Raw genomic sequence first — 12,385 nt, forward strand, 5'->3', positions numbered from 1 at the left:
CACCTTAATTATCTTGTTTCTTGATTTCGTCGGTTAGGTCTTCGATACTTCTTTTCACATTGCCTTTACCGGAGTAGTTTTCAATCAGCTCTTTCACATCGATTCCGCTTGATGCCTTTAACGACTCCTGCAGGCTTGCCATAAGGTTAGTGGCATAGCTGGTGATTTTACCCGCGCCGCTGTTTTCCCCGGAACCGCCACCAGTATCCACAACGGTAATTTTATCAATGTTAGAAAGCGGGGCAGCCACTTGCTTCGCATATTCAGGAAGCATTTTGACGACCATGTCGAGAATCGCAGCCTGCCCGAACTGTTCGAACGCTTCGGCAATTTTTTCCTTCGCTTCCGCTTCCGCCAAACCTTTCATACGGATGACTTCAGCCTCAGAAAGACCTTGTGCTTTCTGCGCTTCGGCTTTAGCTAAACCATCGATACGGACACGTTCAGCTTCAGCCTTCGCCATTGCTTCAATACGGTATTTGTTTGCTTCCGCTTCGGCCATTTGTTTCGCTTTTTCCGCCGCAGCAGACTGTTCAACAGCATAACGGTCGGCGTCGGCCTTTTTCTTAACCTCGGAATCGTATTGACGTTCACGGCGCAGTATTTCTTTTTCTTCGAGCTCAATTTGCTTTTGTCTTTCAATAATTCTAACTTGCATTTCCTGTTCGGTAACATCCTGTTTTGCTTTTGCACTTTCAAGGTCATAGGCCATATCGGCTCGTGCCTTAGCAATGTCCTGCTCACGACGGAATTCCGCGACCTTTAATTGATTAATTTTCTCCGCTTCAGCAATTTCCGTTGAACGCTCTAATTCTGAGCGCTTCGCTTCTTTAGCTGCCTCCGCTTTTTTAATTCTGGTTTCTTTTTCTGCTTCAGCCGTAGCAATATCGGCATCACGCTTGACCTGGGCAATGCGCGGTTTTCCGAGCGCATCCAAGTAGCCATTCTTATCGCGGACATCTTTAATCGTAAACGAAACTATCACCAGACCCATTTTCGCAAGGTCTTGAGACGCAACCCGCTGTACCTCTTGGGAGAACTTATCACGGTTTTTATAAATTTCTTCGACTGTCATCGATCCAAGAATCGAACGTAAATGACCTTCAAGAACCTCTTTCGCTTCATTCTCCCGATCATCTTTCGGCTTTCCAAGGAACTGCTCTGCTGCTGTAGCAATCTCGCTGATCGAGCCGCCGATTTTAATAATCGCCACACCATCAGCCATAACTGGTACACCCTGCTCGGTGTAAACTTCTGGAGTAGTAACTTCTAGTTTGCTAGATAACAAGCTTAAAGGCTGTGCTTGTTGAAAAACCGGCAAAATAAAGCTGCCGCCGCCGCGAATGATTTTGATTTTATTACCGGATTCATCGACGTGAACATTTTTGCTGCCAAGATAGCTTCCTGTGACAATCAATGCTTCGTCAGGTCCGGCCGTTCTATACTTTGTAACAAAAACACCAATTAAAGCAATTAAAATAAGTGCAACAATACCAATGATAACCCATACTCCTAATTCCATGGTTTTAACCCCCTTCTATATAAAACTTTCATTTTCCTGGTGGACTGAAACTTGCAGCACTCCATTCTTAACCTGGACTACCAGTACTTTTGTACCATCAGGGATAGATACATCATCAAAGCTGGATGCCGGCTTGGCAATCCTGCCGCTGGCGCTTTCAATTAAAACCTCGCCAAACCCATCGGCCGGGATGGACGTGATCACTGCTCCAATCCGCCCTCGCAGATCGGATTCTTTATAAACGAGTGATTCTTCAGCTGAGGATAAAGGTGCTAAAATAAAAACATTTAATAATGTGACTAGTATTAAAGCAATAACAGCTGAAATTCCTAAAATGAGTAAATAATGAAGCGAAGATAAACGTTCAAATAAGTAGCCGCTGGCTGAAAGAATGGTAATAAAGGCAAAGACGAGAACCGGATTTAAAAAGTGGAGACCCCCGTCACCAGTGTCAAAATGCAGAACATCAGCAAATAAGACATAAATAATGGTCAAGATTCCCGAGATAATGAGTGCGTACAAATAAATCGTTGCTAATGGCAGACCGAAAAGTTCCATATGCATCACCCCTTTAAGATTTAGGTAAGACATACAACGGAAATTCTATTTTACTAGCTTAAAGAAGTATAGGCATCATCCCTTCTTTTTAAAAAGTTATGTATGGTATTAATACGGATAAAACAAGGAAAGGTTTCAAATTTTTCCTAATTATAGTATAAATGATTCATTTAACATTTGGGTATTTTTTTCTATTTAAAAATAAAAAGTGCCGCAGCACTATAGCTGCAGCAACTTACTTACATAATCATATTCAAAAACCTCTTTGTTCGTTCCTCTTTTGGACTTTCAAACATCTCTTCCGGTTTGTTCCTTTCCACCACTACGCCGCCATCCATAAAAATAACTTCGTCCGCCGCATCACGGGCAAATCGCATTTCGTGCGTCACGACGATCATCGTCATCCCTTCTTTTGCAAGGTCCTTCATCACTTTTAAAACCTCCCCCACAAGCTCAGGGTCAAGGGCAGATGTCGGTTCATCAAACAGCATGACCTGCGGTTCCATTGCCAAGGCACGGGCGATTCCTACCCGCTGCTGCTGCCCGCCTGAAAGCTGCGATGGATAAAAGTCCAATTTATCACCCAGCCCAACCTTTTCAAGCAATCCCTGTGCTCTTTTACTTGCTGCTTGCTTGCCCTCTCCCTTCACAATAACCGGACCCTCCATTACATTTTCTAAAACGGTTTTGTGGGGAAATAAGTTATAATTTTGAAATACCATTCCCGTTATCCGCCGAAACGAAGCAATATTTTTCTTCGATACGTTTTTGGAAAAATCGAGCGTCTGCTCGTCGATGGTGATGATCCCTTTCGTTGGAATCTCCAGTACATTCAAACAGCGCAGCATCGTGGTTTTGCCTGATCCGGACGGACCAATTACTACAACTACCTTCCCTTTTTCCACCTCAAGGTCTATTCCTTTTAATACCTCTAACTGTCCGAATTGCTTATGTAACCCTTTGATTGAAATCATCGAAAAACCCCTTTTTCAACGCTCGTTCTAACCATCAGTTTACACCCCATATCGGTTCAATCTCTTTTCCATTACCTGCTGCAGTACAGACAGGAAAAAACAAATGACCCAATAAATTAGGGCAGCTTCGGTGTAAACCAATAAAAATTCATAATTTCTGGAGGTAATTTCCTGGGCCCGGCGAAACATCTCGGTAATCAGTACGACAGATGCAAGAGAGGTATCTTTTACGAGACTAATGAAGGTATTGGATAATGGCGGTAAAGATACCCTGGCAGCCTGAGGCAGGATAATTCGCTTTAACACTTGGGAATAGGACATACCGATTGAATATCCAGCCTCCCACTGTCCCTTGGGAATCGACAAAATCGCAGCCCGGATTGTTTCCGAGGCATAAGCTCCAACATTAAGTGAAAAGCCAATGACCGCTGAAATAAATGGATCAAGCGTTACCCCGACATTTGGCAGGCCATAAAAGATGATGAATAATTGAACCAATAATGGCGTCCCTCGTATGGCCGATACATACACGCGGGCAATGATTTGCAGTATTTTAACATGTGAGATCCGTGCCAGCGCGGTCAAAACCGCAAGGAGCAGCCCACAAATAAACGAAATGATCGTCAGCGGAATGGTATTTGAAATAGCTCCCTCCAGCAGCGGCCAGAGGGAGGTTTTAGCAATTTCTATTAGCCTTGCCGTTCTATCGGGATCTGCGGCAACATTACTTAAGTACATCTTCACCAAACCATTTCACTGAGATTTTTTTATACGTGCCATCATCCACCATATCTTTAAGGGCTTTGTTTACGGCATCTACGAGTGTGTCACTTTTCTTTCGGAACATAAAGCCGCTTGTTGATGCATCATTACTTGTCGCAACAATCTTCACCGGTGCATCAGGCTTTTGTTTTTTAAAGTCTAAAAAGGCAATGTTATCATTAATCGTCACATCGACCCGTTTCTGTGCCAGCAGCTCTGCAGCCTGCTGGAAGCCATCAACCCCCACCAGATTGGCTCCATACTTTTTCGCCATGTCCGCATAGTTGCTTGTTAGCGATTGGGCAGAATTTAATCCTTTAATATCGTCAAATGATTTGACCTTATTATTATCCTTATTCGTAATTAAAACAGCGGTCGAGGTAATATAAGGATCGGAGAAATCATATTTTTCCTGACGGTCCGGGCGAATTCCTACTTGGTTGGCGATCATATCAAAGCGCTTGGCATCAAGTCCGGCGAATAAAGCATCCCATTGAGTCTCTTTGAATTCCGCCTTTACCCCAAGCCGTTTGGCGACCTCTTCTGCAAGTTCAACATCGAAACCGGTTAAATTTCCGCTCGTATCGTGAAACGTAAATGGCGGATATGTACCTTCCGTACCGATTAAAATTTTTCCGTCATCCTTCACTTTTGCAAGTAAATCTTGATTTGCTTTTTCAGCTGTTTTATTGTCTTTCTTATTATCCTTCTTGGCATCATCCTTGCCACATGCGGACAATACGAACATAAAGCTTAATACAAGCGTAAAGATGATTAATAATTTTTTCATCAAAAAACCTCCCTTACTAGCTTGCGATTATTTTCCCCATTTTTTCATAATAAAAACCCGCCTTGAAAAATCGGCAGGTTAAAGTGAACAAACATTTGAATTAACTGACTTCGTCTTTCATTCTTGCCACTTCGACAGGCTTAAGTCCAAAGGCTTTCAGGCCGTCATCCTTTCCTTCCCCCAAACCCAAAAAGTAAAATCCTTTCAGAATATAATAAAATCCAAGGGTCTTTAATATATGGCCCGTGAAATTGTCAATATCATAGACACTTTGATAAATCGTAAAAACTAACTCCGTTAACAGTAAAAAAACTAATGCTAATGCAATCGAAAGTTTTGCTTCACATTTTTGTTCGTGATATTGATAGAGGGTAACAATTAAACAAATAAACTGAATGAAACTAACAGCATATTCCATTACATTTTTCACAAAGGTTGTCCCTTCTCCCTCAACCATTAAGACAGGCAGACTTTGTTCAAATTGGAAGATAGTATAGCCAATTGTACAGACTATGATCATTCCAAATATAAACGAAGCGTTGTGTACATCCCTTTTTAGCTTCCTGTCCGGGAGAAGCAGGACCAATAAAATCAAGAACGCCTGAAGCATTCTTGCTGTGACCCAAAACCAAGTCGCTTTTGCTACTGAGCTTTCGGTAATAAAAAAGGGCATTCCTTTAAAGGACATCGTATGGAGCAGGTCAATCGCGCCAACAAGAAAGAAGGTAATCGACAACAGCAACATTCGGCTTGATTTCGTTTGGCGAAAAACCTTGCGTCCATAAAAGAAGATTGTGGCTGAGATGCTAATACTAATACATTCTAAAAGGGTATGAATTCCGACATAATTTTCATGGTTATAAAAGATATTAATTTGCGGCTGATTTAAATGAAAGACCATCAGGAGAATTATAGCTAGAACGGAGTAGAGTAGAAATTTCCCTTCAGTTAACTGCTTCTTCATGTGTATCACCTCTATTCTTTTACATTTTTTACTTATTATAAAACGGGTTTTAAGGTTGTGACGCTTAAGGTTGTTGCAACTTTATGAAAATTTTATGGCAGTGTTTTTCCCGATAAAAAAGAAGGCTGCACCAATGGCAAGCCCCCTTCTCCTTACTTCCACCACTGGTCAAACATTGTGGCAGGCATTCTTCGCTTATGTTCTGTTATGAGGTAACGCTGTTCGATTTTAGCGGCCGCTTCTTTAGAAACAGTTTTTCCTTCCAAGTAATCATCCAGTTCATCATAGGTGATTCCCAATTCCGTTTCGTCCGCTTGTCCAGGCTTTTGATCCAGCAAATCTGCCGTTGGAACCTTTAAATAAAGCCGTTCTTCTGCACCAAGCTTCTGTAGCAAGGCTTTTCCTTGTCTTTTCGTTAAACCCGTCAGCGGCAGAACATCCGCCCCGCCATCGCCATATTTTGTATAAAACCCTGTTACAGCTTCAGCCGCATGGTCCGTCCCGACCACCAAGAGCCCTTCCATACCGCCAACCGCGTATTGGGCAATCATTCTCATTCGAGCCTTCACATTTCCCTTTTGATAGTCGCTTAAATGCTGCCCATTGGTCGATTGATCATATTCCTTTTGGACCACGTCCACCGCCGCTTTTATATTAAACACCATTTCTTGGTCCGCTTTAATAAAGGCTAAGGCTTTTTTAGCATCGTCCTCGTCCTGCTGCAAGCCGTATGGCAGCCTGACTGCAATAAATAACGCCTCGGTTCCTTCATTGCGCAGCTCCTCGACAGCCAGTTGTGCCAGCCTTCCCGCAAGCGTGGAATCCTGACCGCCGCTAATCCCTAAGACATATCCTTTCGACTTCGTTTTCACTAAATAATTTTTTAAAAAGTCTATTCGCCTACGAATTTCTTCCTTCGGTTCTATAGTAGGAGAAACATGTAAGTCCTTCATGATCTGTGCTTGCAAACTCATTTATACCCCTCCTAGCCTTCATTACTCTTAATGTACCACAAAAATTAACTTTTCAGTAAAAAGAGACATTCAAAAATGTTAGGGTAAAATAAAGAATAGCTTAGTAAAAGTATTGGAGGGTTAATTTTGGAAGCAAAAACATGTAACGAATCAAGGGTTGTGAGAACTATGAGGGTATTTCCAAATGATGTAAATGACCATCATACATTATTTGGCGGCAAGCTGATGAGTGATGCCGATATGCTGGCATCACTCTCAGCCACACGGCATTCCAGAAAAGAGTGTGTAACAGCTTCAACTGATTCTGTTGATTTCCTAAGTCCTATTACACCAAAGGATTCTGTCTGCTTCGAATCATTTGTTACCTGGACAGGCACTTCCTCCATGGAGGTTTTCGTCAAAATTATCGCGGAAAATATGATTTCAGGCGAACGAAAAATTGCCGCAACAGCGTTCTTAACCTTTGTTGCCCTTGACGAACATGGCAGGCCGACTCAGGTTCCGGCAGTCATTCCGGAGACAGAAGAGGAGAAAAAACTTTTTGAAACCGGGAAAGCAAGAGCAGAAAGACGAAAGGAACACAGGGTACACAGTAAAGATTTAGCTGCCTACTTAACAACTAGAAAGCCTTGGGAATAATAAAGTATGACCACCAGTTTTAACACTAAAGCACAAAAGAGAAAGGTTCGCGAAATCATGATTTCAGCGAACCTATTTCACAATTTCTCATGCTTCCTTCTGTCTGGTGCTTGCGGCGGCATTTGCGCCCAGCCGCGTTCTACCATAAGTTTAACTCCTTTTGCGGAATAGGCTAACACTTCAATAATGTATTTTTGATAATAAGCAGCCAAATCTGATCTCATGGCTAATGATAAGGCATGCCCGATTAAGGTAACATCAATACCATTTAAAGAATTAAACAATGTGACAATCAGTCGGTCAGAAAATGGGGATACAGTCGAAGTTGTTACATTAACAGATGTTGTGACAATTCCTAGCAGCTGCTCCCTCTCTAAAATATCATTAAAAGTATTAATTTGTTTTTCAGAAATTTTCTTCCCGTCTGCGATGTACTGATGAATTTCTTTGTCCTTAACAACTTGCATTAAACCCATGCACAGTAAGACAGAGAAGAAATTCCGTTCTATATTAAAAAAAATCTCCGAAATTTCCGCGACATTAATGGAACGTTTTTTCCCAAATCCGCTGATATAGGAAAGTTTTTTAGCATACTCAACATCATCAGGATAAGGAATCATGGGCGGCCTGTCGTATATCCCCTTTGATAACATAAGATTTGTTGAGTCCCGATACAATTCTGAAGTATTACGTATCATCGTAACAAAAAAATCCATTATATCCTTACGGGCTACATTGGCGGTTAAAAACCCTGTGTTGATCATAGACATACGGCTCATAGAATAAACAAAACTCAATCCAAACATATCATAAAACAATGGGGGAGCTGTTAAATCAAGATCTTCTCCAGTGAATCCGTCTGGTATCGGAATACCTTCAGCATTAAAAATGCTTGTGATTTGTTCGACATGCTTAGTAGATAAATCGAAAGCATCCTGCAATAAAGGTTTGATCTCGCCATCCTTATTATGATGCATGAAGTAGGTGATCAAGCACACCGCTAAATTCTCTTGCAGATAAGTTTCCCATAACCCGGCAATTTCTGCGCTTGATAACCTAATACTCCGCTCAACCATCCGAAATCCTCCCCTAAAAAAAGTCTATAAAGTTAGATTCCCTATTTATAGGAGGATTATTCTAATAAACGGATACAATCTTTAAGAATTGTCCTTTCCATGGTCATCCTTCCAGGACATAACTCCATCCTCTTCATCAAATTCGATTGTGACATCAACAACACCTTTTTCAGTTAAAATTCTTTCCTCCAGGCGGTCTTTAATATCATCGGCAGCGGCCACTGTTAATTTCGGATCGACTTCAATTTCCAGTTCAACATGAAGGTCTTCTCCTTCTTTAATAACGGTAATGGACTGAATATCCTTGACATCCGGATCCTCCATAACGATCGTACCAATCTTATTTTCCATTTCCTCATCCGCTTGTCCGATCACACCGGCAGCATTGTCAAGGAAGACTTTCCCTACGACAAAAAACATCATTACCCCAATCAGAATAGAGGCAATCCCTTCCAATTGATGCAGCTGGGTAAAATGTGAAATGACCACGGCGATAATGGCCAGCAAGCCGCCTAAAGTGGCAACCATGTCCTCCATAAAAACAAGCTTTGTCGCCGGTTTAGCTCTGCCTAAATTAGCAAAGCTTTTAAAGAAAACATTTAGGCCATTGGCTTGAATATCAAGCTCATGCAAAATTTCCTTCATGGCTTTAAATAAGACAAAGGTTTCGAGGATAGTGGAAATTGCCAGGACGGAAATATTAATAAGAAAGCCGCCTGATTTCGTAGGATGGACAACATGATGATACCCTTCCCGAATTGTTTCAAATGCCATAATCCCAACAATTAATACAGCCCCTAATAACACTAAATTAACCAAGCGGCCAAACCCATTTGGAAACTTCTCTGTTGGAGCCTTCTTGCTAAGGGCAGAGCCGACAAAGACAAAGAATTGATTAGCCGCATCCCCTAAGCTATGCATGGTTTCCGCAAACATTGCGACATTGCCGGTAAAAAAATAAGCCGTTCCTTTAATCACCGCAATAATGGTGTTAATAATCGCGGCGAGCATCGCTGATTTATTTCCTCTCTTTAATAGCTGCAGTATTTCTCCCATCGTATCCCCTTTTCTAAAAAATTATTTTTTTATAATATACCCTTTTTCATGATTCACTGCCATTTTTAATTCGGAAAATAAAAAGGGACCTTGACGCAGGTCCCTTTAACTTATACGTTATTCAACACTAAATACAGCCGGTTATTTCGTTTGCTTTGTTCTTGTTCGTCCGCTAAATCGTATTTTTTCAACAAATGAAACACTTCATTTAATAAATCCTGTGTGTGCTCCTTTGCAAAGAACTGTTCAAATAATGGCTTCATATCCTCCGGTAAAAATTCCGCTTGTGACTCATATTTACTTTTGACATCTACATGTGAGTGGTCTAATTTACATTCGCTCATTCCCTGAACCTCCTCTATGTTCTTACCATTAAGATACCATGATTTAATAAAAAAAGCCCATGCTAGCGGGCTTTTTGATTAAACCTTTTCATTATCTGTCACTTCGAGGATATCCAGTAAGAAGACAAACACCGGAATCCCTACAATTAATCCCCAAATGCCAAAAAAGTGCTCTGAAAAAATCAAAACAATAAACGTATAAAACACTGGCAGGTTTGTTTTCGAACTCATCAAATTAGGATTCAAAATATAAGCCTCTACAGCATGGATCACGGCAATGGCAATCCCGACATAAAGCACCTTCATCATTCCGCCAATACTATAAGCAATAATAACCAGCGGAATTAATGAAATAATCACACCTGCAACAGGAATCAATCCCAACACGAAGACCATGATTGATAACCCGCCAAGCTGCGGAAAATCAAGCAGCCATAAAGAAATGGTGGTAAGTATACAGTTGACCACTGCAATAATCAATTGCGCTTCGATTACTTTTCCGAACGTTCTAACGAATTTATTGGCAAAAAATTCAATTTCAGTGTAGATAGACGAAACCTTGCTCGTTTTGAATTTTTTTGTAAACTCAATCAATCTCGGCTTTTCCAGCAGGAAAAATAAACTCAATAACAAGGCCATCAGAATTTGAATCCCTACTTTACTAATATCACTAAACGATTTTAATAAATAGGTGACACCTTGTTCTAAATAGCTGGTAACATTTATTTTTTCAATCCGTTCAACAATGTAATTCAATATAACGTTATCATGCTTTGACGTGTAAAAGGCTGTTAACTGCTTAATTAATGTTGAAATTTCACCTGCAATCATTGGCAGGTACATAACCAATCCATACGAAAGCAATCCTACAATACTTGAATATGAAATAACCACAAGCAGTTTTCGATTAAGGGGAATTTTTCCCTCAATGAATTGGACTAACCGATCCATTAAAAAAGTAAAAATAAAAGTAAGTAATATTAAGTTAATCATCGACTTCATTGCATATAAAATAATCGCAATGAACACAAAAATTAAAATTCGTTTAAAGGAGCTGCTTTGCATAAATTTATTGATCATAGGCCATTATCGATCCCCATTATTTTCAGAATAAAAAGTAATCAAATCACACGTCAATTATATCAAACAATTAGGTAATTTGTCCTTAACAAAGTATTACCTTGCATGGAATTGATATGGTGTCATCGAGCTGTCAATCGCTTGGCTTACATAACCATGCTTGCTTAAATAATCAAGCAGTTTTGGCAGATGCGCAAGCGTTTCATTCCGTTCATGCAGAAGAATCACGATCGGTCCCTGATGATGATTCATTCTGTTCAATTGCTCGATTACACTGTTCACATATCGTCCGTCTTTATAATACCAATCCTTACTATCAATATTCCAGTCCCACATTAAATACCCAGCTTCATCCACTGCTTTCCGGTATTCCGGTTTCATCCCAGGTATACTGCCATAAGGCGTCCTGATTAAGTAGGTTTCAACACCGGAAGCCTCCTTTAACGTATGTTGATTTTGTGTTAATTCGCCTAAAACCGAATGAGCTGAAGCATAAAATCGTTTTACATCATGTGATACGCTATGAAGTCCCACTGCTTCACCGGACTTTACCATTAATTTAGCAGCCTCAGGATAGCGGTGGATATTTCCATCAATCATAAAGAATGTTGCTTTAAAAGAATGCTTTTCTAAAAGCGAAATAATATCTCCTGTGATGGCAGACGGTCCATCATCAAATGTTAAATAAACTGTTTTTTTGTTTTTACCGCTATTTGCCGGTTTTGTCGTTTCTTGTTTAGACTTGCCTGGTTTGGATGTTTTTTTCACTGGTAATGCTGGAGTAGTTTTATCTTTTTTGGCAGGCGGTGCCGTGGCTATATCTTTAGCTGGTTTTGCTGGCTTTGTTGGCTTTGCCGGTGATTGACTAATCTCGTTCATGTTTCTCCACGCAAATGCTTTTTCTTGCTGTTTGTGGATCCATTCTTTTTCCAGCTTAAAATCCTTGGTGTACTGTTTAATCATTTCTGACGTAATATGTGTTGCTTTTGTTTGATTACGATATTCATTTTTTGATTGATTAATAGGTTTTACCGCCGCTTTTGCCTGAAAATAACTAGTCGCCGACAGTCCGGCAAAAAAACCTCCAATCAGAACGACCAGAATTAAAGACCAAAACGGCCAACCGCGCCTAAATTTCCTCATTGTTCTATCCCTCACAGCTGTTTTAATTTCCCTTTCCCCATTATAGACGATATTCCACTCAAATTGTTTCTATTATATTAAAAATATTACATTTCTATTAAAAAGTCGATATATTAATAGATATTTAGACAAGTTCTTACAAAATCTCCTATCTTTATTCTAACTGAAATGGGAAGAAAAGGTAACAATTAAATATTAAATTTCCAAAAATCTAGACAGGCAATTTTACACCATGTCTTACATACATTTCATTGAGCAAGAAATTTTCCTTTTTGAATTGATGCTGTGTGATCGGTCGGTGCTGTAAATGGCAGGTAGCCGCTGTTAATTGGCGGATAACTGCTCGCAACTGGCGCATTGCCGCTGCCAACTGGCGGATACACGCTGCCAACTGGCGGATAGTCGCTCCCAACTGGCGGATACACGCTGCCAACTGGCGGATAGCCGCTCCCAACTGGCGGATAAGTGTCTTCAATTAGCGGAAAGTGATTCATGGAGGTGAT

Annotated in this window: 14 protein-coding genes; 1 reads left to right on the forward strand and 13 read right to left on the reverse strand. The window is 40.6% G+C overall.

The features are described from left to right. Positions 1–4: 4 nt before the first annotated feature. The 7 genes from A6749_RS07190 to nadE form a co-directional block, all read right to left on the reverse strand. Positions 5–1,522: a flotillin family protein gene (locus A6749_RS07190; protein WP_066386972.1), complete on the reverse strand. Its 1,518-nt coding sequence runs from the start codon at positions 1,520–1,522 to the stop codon at positions 5–7. Between the two features lie 15 nt (positions 1,523–1,537). Continuing rightward, entirely contained in the window at positions 1,538–2,080 is a 543-nt protein-coding gene (locus tag A6749_RS07195; protein WP_066386982.1) for an NfeD family protein, read from the reverse strand. A gap of 239 nt (positions 2,081–2,319) precedes the next feature. Then, positions 2,320–3,054 (reverse strand): amino acid ABC transporter ATP-binding protein, encoded by a 735-nt coding sequence (locus A6749_RS07200; protein ID WP_066386985.1) that lies wholly within the window; start codon positions 3,052–3,054, stop codon positions 2,320–2,322. 39 nt (positions 3,055–3,093) lie between these two features. Next, positions 3,094–3,792, reverse strand: a complete 699-nt coding sequence (locus A6749_RS07205) for an amino acid ABC transporter permease (protein WP_066386993.1) — start codon at positions 3,790–3,792, stop codon at positions 3,094–3,096. After that, on the reverse strand, positions 3,779–4,606 hold the full coding sequence (locus A6749_RS07210; protein WP_066386996.1) for an amino acid ABC transporter substrate-binding protein: 828 nt from the start codon (positions 4,604–4,606) through the stop codon (positions 3,779–3,781). The genes A6749_RS07205 and A6749_RS07210 overlap by 14 nt, the downstream gene beginning before the upstream one ends. Positions 4,607–4,706: 100 nt before the next feature. Next, positions 4,707–5,570 carry an MASE3 domain-containing protein gene (locus tag A6749_RS07215; protein WP_066387006.1) on the reverse strand — a complete coding sequence of 288 codons (864 nt, stop codon included), beginning with the start codon at positions 5,568–5,570 and terminating at the stop codon, positions 4,707–4,709. A gap of 152 nt (positions 5,571–5,722) precedes the next feature. Then, positions 5,723–6,544 (reverse strand): ammonia-dependent NAD(+) synthetase, encoded by an 822-nt coding sequence (gene nadE / locus A6749_RS07220; RefSeq protein ID WP_066387016.1) that lies wholly within the window; start codon positions 6,542–6,544, stop codon positions 5,723–5,725. A 126-nt stretch (positions 6,545–6,670) separates the two neighbouring features. Between nadE and A6749_RS07225 the strand changes: the two genes are divergently transcribed. Further along, positions 6,671–7,183 (forward strand): acyl-CoA thioesterase, encoded by a 513-nt coding sequence (locus tag A6749_RS07225; RefSeq protein ID WP_066387019.1) that lies wholly within the window; start codon positions 6,671–6,673, stop codon positions 7,181–7,183. 77 nt (positions 7,184–7,260) lie between these two features. Here the strand turns inward: A6749_RS07225 and A6749_RS07230 are convergent, their stop codons facing one another. The 6 genes from A6749_RS07230 to A6749_RS07255 form a co-directional block, all read right to left on the reverse strand. Further along, complete coding sequence (locus A6749_RS07230; protein WP_066387026.1) at positions 7,261–8,259, reverse strand: DUF3231 family protein; 999 nt, start codon at positions 8,257–8,259, stop codon at positions 7,261–7,263. 81 nt (positions 8,260–8,340) lie between these two features. After that, positions 8,341–9,315 (reverse strand): cation diffusion facilitator family transporter, encoded by a 975-nt coding sequence (locus tag A6749_RS07235; RefSeq protein WP_066387031.1) that lies wholly within the window; start codon positions 9,313–9,315, stop codon positions 8,341–8,343. A gap of 110 nt (positions 9,316–9,425) precedes the next feature. Next, positions 9,426–9,659 (reverse strand): group-specific protein, encoded by a 234-nt coding sequence (locus A6749_RS07240; RefSeq protein WP_066387037.1) that lies wholly within the window; start codon positions 9,657–9,659, stop codon positions 9,426–9,428. A 78-nt stretch (positions 9,660–9,737) separates the two neighbouring features. After that, positions 9,738–10,739, reverse strand: a complete 1,002-nt coding sequence (locus A6749_RS07245; protein ID WP_066387040.1) for an AI-2E family transporter — start codon at positions 10,737–10,739, stop codon at positions 9,738–9,740. Between the two features lie 96 nt (positions 10,740–10,835). Then, positions 10,836–11,882 (reverse strand): polysaccharide deacetylase family protein, encoded by a 1,047-nt coding sequence (locus A6749_RS27570; protein WP_084797679.1) that lies wholly within the window; start codon positions 11,880–11,882, stop codon positions 10,836–10,838. A 248-nt stretch (positions 11,883–12,130) separates the two neighbouring features. After that, a complete protein-coding gene (locus A6749_RS07255; protein WP_066387052.1) occupies positions 12,131–12,376 on the reverse strand; it encodes a hypothetical protein in 246 nt (81 codons plus the stop codon). Positions 12,377–12,385: the final 9 nt, after the last annotated feature.

Origin of the sequence: Neobacillus mesonae (assembly GCF_001636315.1) — a bacterium.
In the GTDB taxonomy this organism is placed as follows: Bacteria; Bacillota; Bacilli; order Bacillales; family Cytobacillaceae; genus Neobacillus; species Neobacillus mesonae.